1 protein-coding gene is annotated in these 19,623 nt (G+C 71.2%); it reads right to left on the bottom strand.

Going from position 1 to position 19,623, the window contains the following annotated elements:
- Window positions 1-2: 2 nt before the first annotated feature.
- Complete coding sequence (locus M1203_RS24815) at window positions 3-19,604, bottom strand: type I polyketide synthase (protein ID WP_249951998.1); 19,602 nt, start codon at window positions 19,602-19,604, stop codon at window positions 3-5.
- Between the last annotated feature and the right edge of the window lie 19 nt (window positions 19,605-19,623).

Here is a 19,623-nt window from a genome sequence, read left to right on the forward strand (position 1 = left end):
GCTCAGGACCTACCGAGTTCTTCGTCGAGCAGCGCGAGTAGTTCGTCCGCCGTGGCGGTGCGCGCGTCCGGTCCGGAGTTGACGGGTTCCGTGCGGGTGTGCGCTTCGTCCCACCTGGTCAGCAGCGTGCGAAGGCGGTCGCCTACGGCGGCGCTCCGCTGGTCGTCCGGCGTCAGGAGGGACAGTGTCGCCTCCAGGCGGTCCAGCTCGGCGTCGATGGTCGGCGCCCCCATTCCCGGCATCTGGTCAAGCACGTGTGCGGCGAGCGCGGACGGGTTGGGATGGTCGAAGACGAGCGTCGAGGGCAGGCTCAACCCGGTGGCCGAGTTGAAGACGTTGCGGAACTCGACCGCGGTGAGCGAGTCGAAGCCGAGGTCCTTGAACGCCCGGCCGGGTTCCACCTGCGAGGTGCTCTCGTAGCTGAGGACGGCGGCCACCTGCTCGCGCACCAGATCCAGCATGACGCGCTCGCGGTCCGGCCCGGACATCGTGGCCAGCCTGGCCGCCAGGTCGAGCGGCGCCGCCTCGGCGGGAGCCGGGGCCGCCCGTCGCGCGGCGGGCAGTTCCCGCAGCAGCGAGGCCGGCAGCGAAGGCGCGTACAGGTCCCAGTCGATGTCCGCCACGACCAGCACCGTCGGGTCGCTCTGGCGAACTGCCCTGTCCAGTGCGGCGATCGCCGACTCCGGCTCGAAGGGGGCCGTGCCCCGGCCGCGCAGAATCTCGCCGAGCTTCTCGCCGACCATGCCGCCGCCGCCCCACGGCCCCCACGCGACCGAGCTGCCGGCCAGGCCCGCCGCCACACGCCGTTCGGCGAAGGCGTCGAGGAAGGCGTTGGAGGCCGCGTAGCTGCCCTGCGCCACCGCGCCGAACGTGCCCGAGATCGAGGAGAACATCACGAACGCCGACAGCTGCCGGTCCCTTGTCAGTTCGTCCAGGTTGACGGCGGCGTCGACCTTCGGCCGCAGCACGGCGGCGAACCGGTCAGGGGTGAGCGCGGTCAGCACGCCGTCGTCCAGGACGCCCGCCGTGTGCATGACCGCGGTGAGCGGGAACTCCTCCGGAATCGACGCCAGCAGCTCCGCCAGCGCGTCCCGGTCGGCGACATCACAGGCGGCGATCGTCACACGCGCGCCCAGCTCGGTGAGCTCCGCACGCAACTCCTGCGCACCGTCGGCGTCCGGCCCGCGCCTGCTCACCAGCAGCAGATGCTCCGCGCCCTTCGTGGCCAGCCACCTGGCCACATGCGCGCCGATCCCGCCGGTGCCACCGGTGACCAGCACCGTGCCTGTGGGGTCCCAGTCGCCGAGGTGCCCCGAGGGCGCCTGCACCAGCCTGCGGGCGAACACGCCACCGGCGCGGAGCGCGACCTGGTCCTCGTCCCGTGTGCCGGACAGGACGCCAGCGAGACGGGCGGCGGCACGGTCGTCCAGCGCCTCGGGCAGGTCGACGAGACCGCCCCAGCGCTCGGGCTGTTCCCGCCCGGCGCACCGGGCCAGCCCCCACACCATCGCCTGTTCGGGGCTGACGGGCGTGTCGGAGCGACCGACCGAGACACCGCCGCGCGTCGCGTACCACAGCGGAGCGTCGAGACCGGCGTCGCCGAGCGCCTGGACGAGGGCGAGGGTCGCGTACACACCGCCCGACGGCAGTTCGGGGTCCAGCGCGAACAGCGACAGTACGCCCGCGACGGGCTCGTCGACCGCCAGCCGGGCCGTCAGCGAGTCCCGGTCCACCGCTTCTCCGGCCCGGACCGGCAGCACCCGCGCGCCGTGCCGGGTCAGCGCGTCGGCGACGGATTCCTCACCGGCGCCGTCCTTGCTGACCACCAGCCAGGTACCCGTGAGCGCGGCGGTGGGCTCGGGCACCGGCAGCCAGGTGACGCGGTAGCGCCAGCCGTCGATCTCGGAGTGCTCGGACTGCGACTGCCGCCACGACGCCAGACGGGGCAGCACCGCGCCGATCGGGTCGTCGAGGGATACGTCCAGCTCGTCCGCCAGTTCGCCGAGGTCGCCGTCCGCCACGGCCGCCCAGAACCGCGCGTCGACGGCTCCGGTGACATCGCCCGCGGGGGCCGCCGCCATGCTCGGCCAGAGCCGCTTGTGCTGGAAGGCGTAGGTCGGCAGGTCCACCTGCCGCCCCTCGGCGACCACGTCGCGCCAGTCGAACGGCAGGCCCCGCACGTATGCCTCGGCGGCGGAGAGCAGGAACCGGTCCAGATCACCGTCGTCGCGGCGCAGCGTGCCCACGACCACGGCCTCCGCGCCGGTCACGTCCAGCGTCTCACGCACCCCGAAGGTCAGCACCGGGTGCGCGCTGCACTCCACGAACACGCCGACGCCCCAGTCGAGCAGGCCGCGGGTCGCCTCCTCGAAGCGCACGGTGTTCCGCAGGTTCTGATACCAGTAGTCCGCGCCCACTTCCGTGCCGGTCAGCCACTCCCCGGTGACCGTGGACAGCATCGGTACGCTCGCCCGCGTCGGCTCCACCCCCGCCAGCTCGGTCGCCAGCGCCTCCCGGATGCGCTCGACGTGCGGTGAATGCGACGCGTAGTCCACCGGAACCCGCCGTGCCCGCACATCGTCGGCGGCGCAGAACTCGATCAGCTCGTCCAGCGCGTCGACATCGCCCGCCACCACGACCGAGCCGGGGCCGTTGACCACCGCGACCGAGATCCGCCCGTGCCACCGGGCGATCCGCTCGCGTACGTCGTCGACCTTCGCCGCCAGCGACACCATTCCGCCCTGGCCGGACAGCGCCAGGATCGCCTTGCTGCGCAGCGCGACCACCTTGGCGGCGTCGGCCAGCGACAGCGCGCCCGCGACACAGGCGGCGGCGATCTCGCCCTGACTGTGCCCCACCACCGCGTCGGGCTCCACACCGTAGGAGCGCCACAACGCGGCGAGCGACACCATCACCGCCCACAGCGCGGGCTGCACCACATCGACCCGCTCCAGCTCGGCCGCGTCGGCCAGCACGTCGTACAGCGACCAGTCCACGTACGGGGCGAGCGCGTCGGCACACGCGTCGAGCGAGGCCCGGAACGTCGGCGACGACTCCGCCAATGCCGCACCCATGTGCAGCCATTGCGCACCCTGGCCGGGGAACACGAACGCCACCTTGCCCGCGGGCCGGGTCACCCCCATCGCCACCCGGGTCGACTCGACGCGGCGGGCCGTCGCCGTCGGCCCCTCGACGAGCGCGGCGAGGCCGGCGAGCAGGCCGTCGCGGTCATGGCCGACGACAACCGCCCTGTTGTCGAAGGCCGTTCGCGCCACGGCGAGCGTGCCGGCGACATCGAGCGGGCTCAGCTCGGGGTGCGCCACGAGATGCGCGCGCAGCCGGTCGGCCTGTGCCCGTAGCGCGTCGTTGTCCTTGGCCGAGACCAGCAGCGGCACCGGGGACGTGACCGGCGCGGCCGTCCGCGGGGCGGCCTCGGTGACCGGCGCCTGCTCGATGATGGCGTGCGCGTTGGTGCCGCTGAACCCGAACGACGACACACCGAAACGGCGCGGACGGTCGGTGTCCGGCCAGGAGCGGGCCTCGGTGAGAAGCGCGACATCGCCCGCCGACCAGTCGACCTTCGGGGTGGGCTCGGCGACATGCAGCGTCTTCGGCAGCACGCCGTGCCGCATCGCCATCACCATCTTGATGATGCCCGCGACACCGGCCGCGCCCTGGGTGTGGCCGATGTTGGACTTCAGCGACCCGAGCCACAGCGGCTCACCGCTACGGTCCTGGCCGTACGTGGCGAGCAGCGCCTGCGCCTCGATCGGGTCACCGAGGGTGGTGCCGGTGCCGTGTGCCTCGACCGCGTCCACATCGGACGACGTGAGACCCGCGCCGGCGAGCGCCTGGCGGATCACCCGCTGTTGCGAAGGCCCGTTGGGCGCGGTGAGACCGTTCGACGCACCGTCCTGGTTGATCGCGGACCCCCGCACGACGGCGAGCACCTGGTGCCCGTTGCGCTGGGCTTCGGACAGCCGCTCCAGCACGACCATTCCGACGCCCTCGCCCCAGCCGGTGCCGTCCGCGTCCGACGAGAACGGCCTGCACCGACCGTCGGTGGACAGTCCGCGCTGGCGGCTGAACTCGATGAACGAACCCGGCGTCGACATCACCGTCACGCCGCCCGCCAGCGCCATCGAGCAGTCACCCGTGCGCAGCGCCTGCACCGCCATGTGCAGCGCCACCAGCGACGACGAGCACGCGGTGTCGACCGTCACCGCGGGACCTTCGAGACCGAACGCGTAGGCGACCCGACCGGACACGACACTTGCCGCGTTGCCCGTGCCGACCAGCCCTTCGACGGTCTCCTCACTCGCCGTCAGCAGCGTGGTGTAGTCCTGCACGTTCGAGCCGGTGAAGACGCCGATGTCACGCCCCCGCACCGAATTCGGGTCGATTCCGGCCCGTTCGAACGCCTCCCAGGAGGTTTCGAGCAGCAGCCGCTGCTGCGGGTCCATCGCCAGTGCCTCACGCGGCGAGATCCCGAAGAACGCCGGGTCGAACAGGTCGGCGTTGTACAGGAAGCCGCCTTCACGCGCGTACGAGGTGCCGGTGTGATCCGGGTCGGGGTCGTACAGGTTTGCCAGATCCCAGCCGCGGTTGCCGGGGAACTCGCCGATGGCGTCGACACCGTCCAGCACGAGCCGCCACAGGTCCTCGGGCGAGTTCACCCCGCCGGGGAACCGGCAGCTCATCGCGACGATCGCGATCGGCTCGTCGAGGACGGCCGCGGCCGGGCGGGTGATCGTCGCCGCGACGGGTGCGCCCACGAGTTCGGCGCCGAGGTGTGCCGCGAGCGCCGCGGGGGTCGGATAGTCGTAGATCAGCGTGGCGGGCAGCCGCAGTTCGGTCGCGCCGCCCAGCCGGTTACGCAGCTCGACGGCGGTCAGCGAGTCGAAGCCGACCTCCTTGAACGCGCGATCGGGGGCGACGGCCTGCATCGAGCTGTGCCCCAGCACCACGGCCACATGGTCCAGTACCAGGTCCAGCAGCGCCTTCTCCCGCTCGGCCTCGGTCAGCCCGGCCAGCGACCGCGCGAACGCCGACCCGGCCACAGCGGCGGACTCGACGGTCCTGCGCGCGGTGGAGCGCACCAGGCCGCGGAGCATGTGCGGCACCGGCTGGGAACGTGCCTGCTTGCGCAACGCGGGCAGATCCAGAGGCACCGGCGCCAGCACGGCACGCCCCGTCGAACCCGCCGCGTCGAACAGCGCCAGGCCCTCGGCCGAGCGGAGCGGGATCACACCGCCCCTGGCCATCCGACGCACATCGGCCTCGTCAAGGCTGCCGGCCATGCCGCCCGTGTCCGCCCACAGGCCCCACGCCAGCGATGTCGCGGGCAGGCCCTGGGTACGGCGGTGCTGCGCGAGCGCGTCCAGGAACGTGTTCGCCGCCGCGTAGTTGCCCTGGCCCGGACCACCCAACGTGCCCGCCACCGACGAGAACAGCACAAACGCCGATAGGTCCAGATCACGGGTCAGCTCGTGGAGGTTCCATGCCGCGTCGACCTTCGGCCGGAACACGGTGTCGATCCGCTCCGGGGTCAACGACCCGATCGTGCCGTCGTCCAGCACACCGGCGGTGTGTACGACGGCCGTCACCCGGTGCTCGGCCAGCAGCGCCGCCACCGCCTCCCGATCGGCCACGTCACACGCCGCGAACACCACCTCGGCACCCTGCGCGACCAGTTCGTCACGCAGCTCCCCGGCACCCTCGGCCGCAGCGCCACGCCTGCTGACCAGCAGCAGACTCCGTACGCCCCGCTCCGCCACGAGATGACGGGCCACCAGGCCGCCCAGCGTGCCCGTCGCACCCGTGAGCAACACCGCGCCCGAGCCGAAACCGGGATCGTCCACCACGGACTGCCGAACCCTGGCAAGGCGGGGTACCCGGATGTCTTCGGAGCGGACCGCCAACTGTGGTTCGCCGGTGGCCAACGCGGACGGCAACGCGTCGAGCGAGGCCGCCTCGTCGTCGAGGTCGACCAGCACGATACGGTCCGGATTCTCCGACTGGGCCGATCGCACCAGGCCCCACACGGCGGCCTGCGCGACGTCCCGTACATCCTCGTCGTCCGAGACGGCGACCGCGCCGCCGGTCACCACGACCAGGCGGGCCGCGTCGAACCGCTCGTCCGTCAGCCAGGTTTGAATTGTGTCGAGCGCCCAGTGCGCCGCCTCGTGCGCGCCATCGACCGTGTCGGACGCGGCGACGACCGGGCACGACACGACCACGAAGTCGGAGGACAGCGGCTCGGCCAGGGCATCCAGTTCGGCCCACTCGGTCGTCGGAGCGTCGTCGTCGAGCAGGGGAACCGACACCCAGTCGACGGCGAACAGCGACTCCGAGTCCTGCCGCGTCAGCGTCTCCGACAGCGGGCGCAGCAGCAGCGAGTCGATCTCGGCGACCGGCGCGCCGGTGCCGTCCGCGACCACCAACGACATGCCGTCCGACTCCGCGGGCGACAGCCGCACCCGCAACATCTCCGCCCCGGAGGCGTGCAGTCGTACGCCCGACCACGCGAACGGCAGAGTGTCAGGAGCATCCGCATCATCGTCCAACAGGCCGATGGCGTGCAGCGCCGCGTCCAGCAGCGCCGGGTGGAGACCGAATCCGTCGGCTCCTACGCCCTCGGGCAGTGCGACCTCGGCGAACACCTCGTCCCCACTGCGCCACGCGGCCCGCACCCCCTGGAACACCGGGCCATAACCGAACCCGCCGTCGGCCAAGCGGTCGTAGAAGCCGTCCAGGTCCACTGTCTCGGCACCGGCGGGCGGCCACTCGGCCAGGGAAACACCGTCGGACCGACTGCCCGCACGGAGCACTCCGCCGGCGTGCCGGGTCCACGACACGCCGTCGTCGCCCGCGCTGGAGTGGAGCGTCAGCTCACGCCTGCCCGCCCCGTCCTCGGCACCGACCCACACCTGCACTCGCACCGTGCCCTTCTCGGGCAGGACGAGCGGCGCCTCCAGCGTCAGCTCCTCGACCAGGTCGCAGCCGACCTGGTCACCGGCACGGATCGCCAACTCAAGGAACGCCGTACCGGGCAACAGAATCGAACCCTGGACCACGTAGTCGGCCAGCCAGGGGTGGGTCTGGGCCGACAGACGGCCGGTGAGCAGCACACCGTCCGTGCCACCGAGAGCGGTGGTCGCACCCAGCAACGGGTGCTCGGCCGCACCGAGCCCGGCCGCCGTGACATCACCGACCAGCGGCACCACATCAACCCAGTAGCGCTCGCGCTGGAAGGCGTAGGTGGGCAGATCCACCCGCCGCGCGCCGCGACCGGTAAAGAACGCCTCCCACTCCACCCGGACACCACGTACGTACAGCTGTCCCGCGGCCGTCGTGGCGGCGACGGCCTCCGGGCGATCCGTCCGCAGCGTCGGTACGAAGACCGCGTCGGGCGCTGACTCCTGGCCCAGTGCCGACAGCGTCCCGCCGGGCCCGACCTCGACGAACGTGGTCATGCCCTCGGCCACCAGCGTCCCGACGGCGTCGGCGAACCGCACCGACTCCCGTACATGGCGCACCCAGTAGTCAGGCGAACCCAACTCCTCGGCCGTCGCCCGCACACCGGTCAGCGTCGACACGATCGGGATCGTGGGCGCCTCGAACGACACGCACTCCAGCACCGCGCGGAACTCATCGAGCATCGGGTCCATCAACGGCGAGTGGAACGCGTGGCTGACACGGAGCCGGGTCACCTTACGACCCGCCTCACGCCACAGCTCCGCCATCACGTCCACATCGGCGGCGACACCCGAAACCACCACCGAGTTCGGGCCGTTGACCGCCGCGATACCCACGGTGTCGGGCAGGTCCGGCGCGACTTCGGCCTCGGTCGCCTGGATCGCCACCATCGCACCGCCCTCGGGCAGCGCCTGCATCAGCGCACCCCGCGCCGACACCACCTTGACCGCGTCGGCCAACGACCACACGCCGGACACGTGGGCAGCGGCCAGCTCACCGATCGAATGGCCCGCCAGCATGTCCGGCCGGACACCCCACGACTCCAGCAGCCGGAACAGCGCCACCTCAACCGCGAACAACGCCGGCTGCGTCACCCCCGTCTCATTCAGCGCCTCGGCATCCTCACCGAACAGGACCTCCCGTACCGCAGGATCGAACTCGCGCAGCACAGCGTCCAGAGCTTCGGCGAACACCGGGAAACGCTCGGACAGTTCACGCCCCATCCCCAGCCGCTGCGACCCCTGACCCGAGAACAGGAAACCCACCCGGTGCGATGCCGCTTCACCCACCACCGCACCCGGCCCGTCCCGCCCCTCAACGAGAGCGGCGAGAGCCGACAGGAACTCGGAACGGTCCGCGGCCACAATCACCGCACGGTGGTCCAACGCCGTCCGTGATGTCGCGAGCGAGTAGCCGACATCGGCAACCGCGTGCTCGTCCACCATCGCCATGGACATCAGCCGGTCGGCCTGGCCCCGCAGGGCGGCCTCGTCGCGCGCCGACAGCACCCACGGCACCAGGTCGAGGTCGTCACGCACAGGCTCCGGAGCTTCCTCCCGCTCGATCACGGGGGCCTGCTCGATGATGGCGTGCGCGTTCGTGCCACTGACACCGAACGATGAGACGCCTGCCCGCCACGGCTGACCGGTCTGCGGCCACGGCCGAGTCTCCGTCAACAGCTCGACGGCGCCGGCCGACCAGTTCACGTGCGACGACGGTTCGTCCACATGCAGGGTGCGGGGCAGCACACCGTGCCGCATCGCCATCACCATCTTGATCACACCGGCCACACCCGCGGCGGCCTGCGTGTGACCGATGTTCGACTTGATCGACCCGAGCCACAACGGCTCGTCGGCACGGTCCTGCCCGTAGGTGGCCAGCAGTGCCTGCGCCTCGATCGGGTCACCCAGCGTCGTACCGGTACCGTGCGCCTCCACCGCGTCCACATCCGACGGGGACAGGCCCGCACTGGCCAGCGCCTGACGGATGACCCGCTGCTGCGACGGACCGTTCGGCGCCGTCAGACCATTCGACGCACCGTCCTGGTTCACCGCAGAGCCCCGCACCACCGCAAGCACCTGGTGACCGTTGCGGCGGGCGTCCGACAGCCGCTCGACGAGCAGCATGCCGACACCCTCACCCCAACCGGTGCCATCGGCACTGTCGGAGAACGCCTTGCACCGACCGTCCGGAGCCAGGCCACGCTGCCTGCTGAACTCCACGAACGATCCCGGTGTCGACATCACCGTCACACCGCCGACGAGCGCCAGCTCACACTCGCCCTTGTGCAGCGCCTGCGCGGCCAGATGCAGCGCGACGAGCGACGACGAGCACGCCGTGTCCACCGTCACCGCAGGGCCTTCAAGGCCGAACGTGTAGGACAGCCGGCCGGAGATGACGCTCGCCGAGAGACCGGTACCCGCGTACCCCTCGACACTCTCCGGCGCGGCCATCAACAACGCCGCGTAGTCCTGGCCATTGGTACCGACAAAGACTCCGGACCGGCTGCCCCGCAACGAGTCCGGGTCGATGCCCGCCCGCTCGAAGACCTCCCAGGAGGTCTCCAGCAGCAGCCGCTGCTGCGGATCCATCGCCAGCGCCTCGCGCGGCGAGATCCCGAAGAATCCCGGGTCGAACTCCGCCACGTCGGCCAGGAAGGCGCCTTCTCGCGCGTAGCTGGTGCCCGAGTGCTCGGGGTCCGGGTCATACAGCGAGTCCAGGTCCCATCCCCGGTCTGCGGGGAATCCGGACACCGCGTCCACACCGGACTCGACGAGACGCCACAGATCCTCCGGCGACTCGACCCCACCGGGGAACCGGCAGCTCATACCGACGATCACGATCGGTTCGTCGCTCACGGCCGCGGCGGCATCGTGGGCCGCGGCATCGAGCACCACACCCAGCAGCTCGGCTCCGAGGTGCGCCGCGAGAACAGCGGGAGTCGGGTAGTCGAAGACGAGCGTGGCAGGCAGGGCCAGCTCGGTGGCCACGCCCAGCCGATTGCGCAACTCGACGGAGCTGAGCGAGTCGAAGCCCAGTTCCCTGAACGCGCGGTCGGGCGCGATGGCGTGCGCCGAGCTGTGGCCGAGGACCACAGCCACATGGCCGAGTACGAGATCCAGCAGCGCTTTCTCCCGCTCGGCCTCGGTGAGCCCCGCCAGCGACCGCGCCAGCACGGACCTGACGGCGGCCCCGGACTCGGCGGTCCCGCGCACGGTGGAGCGCACCAGGCCCCGCAGCATGTACGGCACCGGCTGGGAACGTGCCTGCTTGCGCAACGCGGGCAGATCCAGAGGCACCGGCGCCAGCACGGCACGCCCCGTAGAACCCGCCGCGTCGAACAGGGCGAGCCCCTCGGCCGAGCGGAGCGGGATCAGACCGCCCCTGCTCATCCGTTCCACATCAGTCTTGTCGAGCTGGCCGGTCATCCCGCTGGCCTCGGCCCACAGGCCCCAGGCCAGCGACGTCGCGGGCAGGCCGGCGGCCCGGCGGTGCTGCGCGAGCGCGTCCAGGAACGTGTTCGCCGCCGCGTAGTTGCCCTGGCCCGGACCGCCGAGAGTGCCGGCCACCGAGGAGAACAGCACAAACGCCGACAGGTCCAGATCACGGGTCAGCTCGTGCAGATGCCACGCCGCGTCGACCTTCGGCCGGAATACGGCGTCGATCCGCTCCGGGGTCAACGAACCGATCGTGCCGTCGTCCAGCACACCGGCGGTGTGCACGACAGCCGTCACCGGGTGCTCGGCCAGCAGGCCCGCGATGGCCTTCCGGTCGGCCACGTCACACGCCGCGAACACCACCTCGGCACCCTGCGCGACCAGTTCGTCACGCAGCTCCCCGGCACCCTCGGCCGCCGCGCCACGCCTGCTGACCAGCAGCAGACTCCGCACACCCCGCTCCGCCACGAGATGGCGGGCGACCAGGCCGCCCAGCGTGCCCGTCGCACCCGTGACCAGCACCGCACCCGAACCAAAACCGGGGTCATCCACCACGGACCGCCGAACCTTCGCAAGGCGAGGCGCGCTGACGGCGCCGGAGCGGACCGCCAACTGCGGTTCACCGGTGGCCAACGCGGACGGCAACGCGTCGAGCGAGGCCACTTCGTCGTCGAGGTCCACCAGCACGATCCGGTCCGGATTCTCCGACTGGGCCGACCGCACCAGACCCCACACCGCGGCCTGCGCGAGATTGCGCACCGCCTCATCGGGCCCAGTGGCGATCGCGCCGCTGGTCACGACGGCCAGGCGCGCCGCGTCGAACCGTTCATCGGCAAGCCAGGTCCGGACCGCGTTCAGCGCCCAGTGCGCGGCCTCATGCGCGCCGGTGACGGTGTCGGAAGCGGCGATGACCGGGCACGGCAGGACGACGAAGTCGGGCAGCTCGGCGGAGCTCGTCAGTGTCTCCAGGTCGGTCCACTCGGTCGTCGGAGCGTCGCCGTCGGGCAGGGGAACCGACGCCCAGTCAACGCCGAACAGCGACTCCGAATCCTGCCGCGCCAGTGTCTCCGACACCGGGCTCAGCACCAGCGAGTCGATTGTGGCCACCGGGGCACCCGCCCCGTCCGCGACCGCCAACGACATCCCGTCCGACCCCACGGGCGCCAACCGCACCCGCAGCACCGTCGCGCCCGAGGCGTGCAGTCGCACACCCGACCACGCGGACGGCAACCTGCCGGGAGCGTCAGCGTCGCCCGTCAGCCCAATGACATGCAGCGCCGTATCCAGCAGCGCCGGGTGCAGACCGAATCCGTCCACGCCCACACCCTCGGGCAGCGCGACCTCGGCGAACACCTCCTCCTCACTGCGCCACGCGGCCCGCAGCCCCTGGAACACCGGCCCGTAGCCGAAGCCCAGCTCCGTCAGCCGGTCGTGGGCCCCGTCCAGGTCCACGGCCTCCGCGCCGACGGGCGGCCACTCGACCAGAGAAGCCCCACCGGAGCCGCCTCCCGCGCGCAGCACACCGATGGCGTGCCGGGTCCACGAACGGCCGTCGTCGGTCTCACCCGCGCTGGAGTAGAAGGCCAGCTCACGCCGGCCCGACTCGTCCGCCGCGCCGACCCACACCTGCATCCGCGCCGAACCGTTCTCGGCCAGGACGAGGGGTGCCTCCAGCGTCAGTTCCTCCACCAGGTCACACCCGACCTGGTCACCCGCTCGGATCGCCAACTCAAGGAAAGCCGTACCGGGCAGCAGAACCGAACCCTGGACTGCGTAGTCGGCCAGCCACGGATGGGACTGAACCGACAGGCGACCGGTGAGCAGCACACCATCCGTGCCTCCCACGGCGACCGTCGCACCCAACAACGGATGCTCCGTCGAACCGAGTCCGACCGCCGCGACATCGCCGATCGCCGGCAGCATGTCAGGCCAGTAGCGCTCCCGCTGGAACGCGTAGGTGGGCAGGTCCACCCGCCGCGCGCCGCGACCGGTGAAGAACGCCTCCCACTCCACCCGGACACCGCGTACGTGCAGCTGTCCCGCGGCCGTCGTGGCGGCCACGGCCTCCGGCCGATCCGCCCGCAGCGCCGGTACGAACGTCGCCTCCGGCGCGGACTCCTGGCCCAGCGCCGACAGCGTCCCGCCCGGCCCGACCTCCACGAACGTCGCCACACCCTCGGCCACCAGCGTCCCGACGGCGTCCGCGAACCGCACCGACTCCCGTACGTGCCGCACCCAGTACTCCGGCGAACCCAACTCCTCGGCCGTCGCCCGCACACCGGTCAGCGTCGACACGATCGGAATGGACGGCGCCTCGAACGACACACCCTCCAGTACCCGGCGGAACTCGTTCAGCATCGGGTCCATCAACGGCGAGTGGAACGCGTGACTCACCCGCAGACGAGAAACCTTCCGCCCCGCCTCGCGCCACCGCTCCGCGACCGCCTCCACATCGGCGGCAACACCCGAAACCACCACCGAGTGCGGACCGTTCACCGCCGCGATACCCACGGTGTCAGGCAGCTCCGGCGCGACCTCCGCCTCGGTCGCCTGGATCGCCACCATCGCACCGCCCCCGGGCAGCGCCTGCATCAACGCACCACGAGCCGACACCACCCTGACCGCATCGGCCAACGACCACACACCCGCCACATGGGCAGCCGCCAGCTCACCGATCGAATGACCCGCCAGCATGTCCGGCCGGACACCCCACGACTCCAGCAACCGGAACAACGCCACCTCGACCGCGAACAGCGCCGGCTGCGTTACCCCCGTCTCATTCAGCGCCTCGGCATCCTCGCCGAACAGGACCTCCCGTACCGCAGGGTCGAACTCGCCCAGCACAGCGTCCAGGGCGTCCGAGAACACCGGGAAACGCTCGGACAGTTCACGACCCATTCCGAGCCGCTGCGACCCCTGCCCGGAGAACAGGAAACCCAGCCGGCCGGGGTCGTCGGCGACTCCGCTGACCACAGCGCCGGTCGACCGGCCTTCGGCCACGGACGTCAATGCGTCCAGGAACTCGGTCCGGTCACCGGCGACCACCACCGCGCGGTGATCCAACGCCGACCGCGACGTCGCGAGCGAGTACCCGACATCGACAAGCGTGTGCTCGTCCACGATCGACATCAGGCGCTCGGCCTGGCCACGCAGAGCACCCTCGCCGCCCGCCGACAGCACCCATGGCACCGGGCCGAGGCCGTCACGTACCGGCTCCGGGGCTTCCTCCCGCTCCACCACGGGGGCCTGCTCGATGATGGTGTGCGCGTTCGTCCCGCTGAACCCGAACGACGACACACCGGCCCGCCACGACCCACCGGTCTCCGGCCACGGACGTGCCTCCGTCAGGAGCTCGACCGTGCCCGCGGACCAGTCCACGTGCGGCGACGGCTCGTTCACGTGCAGGGTGCGCGGCAGCACACCGTGCCGCATCGCCATCACCATCTTGATGACGCCCGCGACACCGGCCGCGGCCTGGGTGTGGCCGATGTTCGACTTCAACGACCCCAGCCACAGCGGCCGGCCCTCGGGCCGGTCCTGCCCGTACGTCGCCAACAGCGCCTGCGCCTCGATCGGATCGCCGAGCGTGGTGCCGGTGCCATGCGCCTCGACGGCATCCACATCCGACGGGGAAAGGCCCGCGCTCGCCAGCGCCTGACGAATCACCCGCTGCTGCGACGGACCGTTCGGCGCCGTCAGACCATTCGACGCACCGTCCTGGTTCACCGCCGAACCCCGCACAACAGCAAGCACCTCATGCCCGTTGCGCTGCGCGTCCGACAGCCGCTCCACGAACAGCATGCCGACACCCTCACCCCACCCGGTACCGTCCGCGTCAGCGGAGAACGCCTTGCAGCGGCCGTCCACCGACAGCCCGCGCTGGCGGCTGAACTCGATGAACGCACCCGGCGTGGACATCACGGTGACGCCACCCGCCAGCGCGAGCGAGCACTCGCCCGACCGCAGGGCCTGCACCGCCAGGTGCAGTGCCACCAGCGATGACGAGCACGCGGTGTCCACCGTCACCGCGGGACCTTCGAAGCCGAACGTGTAGGACAGCCGGCCGGAAGCCACGCTGGACGCGGTGCCGGTCGCCGCGTAACCGCCCACGTCTTCGGCGGCGCCGTCCAGGACCATCCCGTAGTCCTGCATGTTCGACCCCACGAACACGCCGACGCGTTCACCGCGCAGCGACGCCGGGTCGACCCCGGCCCGTTCGAGCAGTTCCCAGGAGGTCTCCAGCAGCAGCCGCTGCTGCGGATCCATCGCCAACGCCTCACGCGGCGAGATCCCGAAGAAGTCCGAGTCGAAGTCCGCGACACGGTCGAGGAAGGCACCCATGCGGCTGTACGACGTACCGACACCCGCCGGATCCGGGTCGTAGAGCGCCTCCACGTCCCAGCCACGGTCGGCCGGGAACTCCGCCACCGCGTCCCCACCCGACAGGAGCACGTCCCACAGATCCTCCGGGCTCGACACACCACCCGGGAACCGGCACGCCATCGCCACAATCGCGACCGGCTCATCCGCCACACCCGACACAGCGACCGCAGCCGCGGGGACAGCCGCCTCCGCACCCGACAACTCAACACGCAGAAAAGCCGCGAGCGCGGCGGCCGTCGGATAGTCGAACACCACGGTCGCGGGCAGGGCGACACCGGTGGCCTCGCTCAGCCGGCCCCGCAGCTCCATCGCCGTCAGCGAGTCAAACCCGAGCTCCCTGAACGCACGCGTCGCGGAGAACGCCTCACCCGACACATGGCCCAGCACCGCGGCAGCCTCATACCGGACCAGCTCGGTCAGCTGCCGCTCCTGCTCCCCCACATCCAAACCGGCGAGCCGCCCCGCGAGAGCCGACACCCCCTGCTCCACGGGAGCGACCTCGAACGCCGCACGGACCTGCGGCAGTTCACCCAGCAGCGCGCTCGGCCGCTGCGACATGAAGGTGCCCGCGAACCGCTCCCAGTCGACATCCGCGACGACAACGTTCCCGTCACCACACTCCAGAGCCGTGGCCAGACCCGCGATCGCCACAGCCGGAGCCATCGTGGTCAGGCCCCTGCGCCGCAACTGGGCTGCCACGTCCTGCCCGGCGTCCGCGACCATGCCACCATCGCCCCACGGACCCCACGCGACGGCCGTGGCGGGCAGACCCGCCGCCCTGCGGTGCTCCGCCAAGGCGTCCAGGTAGGCATTGGCGGCCGCGTACGCGCTCTGCCCACCGCTGCCCCACACACCGGCGATCGACGAGAACAGCACGAACGCGTCCAACGGCGTGTCGCCCAGCAGTTCGTGCAGGTTCCGCGCGCCGACGACCTTGGCCGCCATCACCTCGCCGAACTCGGCGAGGTCGGTCGGATCTATGTCGGCAAGGGGTGTCGAGCGCTCGATGCCCGCCGCATGCACGACCGCGGTGAGCGGGAACTCGGCGGGCACCGAGGCGAGCACGTCTGCCAGCGCGTCCCGGTCGGCGGCGTCACAGGCCGCGATCGTGACGTGGGCACCGAGCGTGGTCAGTTCGGCACGCAGCTCCTCGGCGCCATCGGCCGCCAGCCCGCGCCTGCTGGTCAGCAGCAGGTGCTCGGCCCCCTTCGCCACCAGCCACCTGGCAACGTGCGCACCGAGGGCACCGGTGCCGCCGGTGACCAGGACCGTGCCGCGCGGCGACCAGCCCTCGCCGGAGATCTCGCCCAGCGGCGCGGGCACCAGCCTCCGGCCAAGAACCTCCCCGCCACGCAAGGCGATCTGGTCCTCGCCGGTCGTCGTTCCGGCCAGAGCACAGACAAGGAGGTCAGCGGTCGTGTCATCCAGCACCTCGGGCAGGTCGACCAGGCCGCCCCAGCGGCCGGGGTGCTCCAACGCCGCCACCCGGCCCAGACCCCACACCATCGACTGCTCGAACCCAGCGACGGCGTCACCCGCACCCACCGACACCGCACCCGACGTCAGACACCACAACGGCGCGGACACACCCGCGTCACCCAACGCCCGCAGCAGACCGACCGTGGCCGCGACACCCACAGGCACAACCGACCCACCCGCGTCCGCGAGTCCCAACAGAGAGACCACACCACTCAGAACAGGCAGATCAGCCAGCCGCTCCGCCCAATCGACCGCCTCCGGATCCACGTAAAGGACATGCACATCCGCACCGTTACGGACCAGCGCGTCACCAACCACCTCGGCGCGGTCCCCACCGGCCGGCGCGACCACCAGCCAGACACCGTCCAGTTGCCGGCTCCCGGCCGCCACCGGCCGCCAGTCGATCCGGTAACGCCAACCGTCCACAGCGGTTCGGCCCTGCTGTTCCTTGCGCCACGCGGACAGCCGGGGCAGTACGGCACTCAGCGGATCGTCCGACGACACGTCGAGCGTACGCGCGAGATCAGCGTGGTCACCGTCCTCCACGACCTCCCAGAACCGCGCCTCCACGGGCGACATACGCTCAACGCCCTCGTCGACGGACGGAGCGTCCAGCCAGTAGCGCTCACGCTGGAACGCGTAGGTCGGCAGGTCGATTTGCCGCGCGCCGCTGCCCGCGAAGTAAGCGGTCCAGTCAACCGCCACGCCCTGCGTGTGCAGTGCGGCGACCGTGGTGACGAGAGCGATCTCCTCGGGTCTGTCCGTCCGCAGCGCGGGCAGAAACGCCGCGTCGGGCGCGCTGCCGAGACCGAGGGCGGACAGCGTCCCGCCCGGCCCGATCTCGACGAACACACCGGCACCCTGCTCGCGCAGCGTCACGACCGCGTCGTGGAACCGCACCGACTCACGCACATGCCGCACCCAGTACTCCGGCGAACCCAACTCCTCGGCCGTCGCCAACCGGCCCGTCAGCGTCGACACAACCGGAATAGACGGCGCCTCGAACGACACCCCCTCCAGCACCCGCCGGAACTCATCCAGCATCGGATCCATCAACGGCGAGTGGAACGCATGACTCACCCGCAGACGCGACACCTTCCGCCCCGCCTCACGCCACAGCTCCGCCACCACCTCCACACCAGCGGCCACACCCGAAACCACCACCGAGTTCAGCCCATTCACCGCCGCGATACCCACACCATCCGGCAACTCAGCCGCGACCTCCGCCTCCGACGCCCCCACCGCCACCATCGCACCACCCAACGGCAACGCCTGCATCAACGCACCACGAGCCGACACCACCCTCACCGCATCAGCCAACGACCACACACCCGCCACATACGCCGCCGCCAACTCACCAATCGAATGACCCGCCACCACATCCGGCCGGACACCCCACGACTCCAACAACCGGAACAACGCCACCTCCACCGCGAACAACGCCGGCTGCGTCACCCCCGTCCCATCCAACGCCTCCGCGTCCTCACCGAACACCACCTCACGCACCACCGGATCAAACTCACCCAGCACCCCGTCAAGCGCCTCCGCGAACACCGGGAACCGCCCCGCCAACTCACGCCCCATCCCCAGCCGCTGCGACCCCTGACCCGAGAACAGGAAACCCAGCTGACCGGGGTTATCAGCGACTCCGCTGACCACCGCGCCGGTCGACCGGCCTTCGGCCACGGCGGCCAAAGCGTCCAGGAACTCGGCCCGGTCACCCGCGACCACCACCGCGCGGTGGTCCAACGTCGCCCGGGACGCCACGAGCGAGTAGCCGACATCAACAAGGGCCCGGTCATCCGCGAGGGCCCGGTCATCCACCATCGACATCAGACGCTCGGCCTGACCACGCAGGGCATCCTCGCCGCGCGCCGACAGCACCCATGGCACCGGGCCGAGGCTGTCACGTACCGGCTCCGGGGCTTCATCCCGCTCCACCACGGGGGCCTGCTCGATGATGGTGTGCGCGTTGGTGCCACTCACTCCGAACGACGACACACCGGCCCGCCAGGGCTGCCCCGTCTCCGGCCAGGGCCGGGCCTCCGTCAGCAGCTCCACGGCACCGGCGGACCAGTCCACGTGCGACGAGGGCTCGGTGACATGCAGCGTCCGCGGCAGCACACCGTGCCGCAGCGCCATCACCATCTTGATGACGCCCGCGACACCGGCCGCGGCCTGGGTGTGGCCGATGTTCGACTTCAACGACCCCAGCCACAACGGCCGGCCCTCGGGCCGGTCCTGCCCGTACGTCGCCAACAGCGCCTGCGCCTCGATCGGGTCACCCAGCGTCGTACCCGTGCCATGCGCCTCGACCGCGTCCACCTCGGACGGCGCCAGCCCCGCACTGGCCAGCGCCTGCCGGATCACCCGCTGCTGCGACGGACCGTTCGGCGCGGTGAGACCGTTCGACGCACCGTCCTGGTTCACCGCCGAACCCCGCACCACAGCAAGCACACGGTGCCCGTTCCGCTGGGCATCCGATAACCGCTCCACGAGCAGCATGCCGACACCCTCACCCCAACCGGTGCCATCGGCGCTGTCCGAGAACGCCTTGCAGCGCCCGTCCACCGACAGCCCGCGCTGGCGGCTGAACTCCACGAACGAGCCCGGCGTCGTCATCACCGTCACACCGCCGACGAGGGCCAGCTCACACTCGCCCTTGTGCAGCGCCTGCGCCGCCAGATGCAGCGCGACAAGCGACGACGAGCACGCCGTGTCCACGGTGAGCGCGGGGCCTTCAAGGCCGAACGTGTAGGACAGCCGGCCGGAGATGACACTCGCCGAGATACCGGTACCCGCGTACCCCTCGACGCTCTCCGGCAGGGCCCTCAACAGCGCCGCGTAGTCCTGGCCGTTGGTACCGACAAACACACCGGACCGGCTGCCCCGTAACGAGTTGGGGTCGATGCCCGCCCGCTCGAACACCTCCCAGGAGGTCTCCAGCAGCAGCCGCTGCTGCGGATCCATCGCCAACGCCTCGCGCGGCGAGATCCCGAAGAAACCCGAGTCGAACTCCGCCACACGGTCGAGGAACGCGCCCTTGCGGCTGTACGTGGTGCCCGAGTGCTCGGGGTCCGGGTCGTACAGCGACTCCACGTCCCAGCCACGGTCGGCCGGGAACTCCGCCACCGCGTCCCCGCCTTCGGCCAGCAGCCGCCACAGGTCCTCGGGAGACTCCACACCACCGGGGAAACGGCAGCTCATGCCGACGATCGCGATCGGCTCGCCGGCCTTCTCCTCGACCTCGCGAAGCCGTTGCTTGGTCTGCCGCAGATCCGCGGTCAGGCGCTTCAGGTAGTCGAGGACCTTGTCGTCATTCGACATATGCTTGCTAACCCCTCTT

This window comes from Streptomyces sp. 35G-GA-8 (genome assembly GCF_023534745.1).
Taxonomy (GTDB): Bacteria; Actinomycetota; Actinomycetes; order Streptomycetales; family Streptomycetaceae; genus Streptomyces.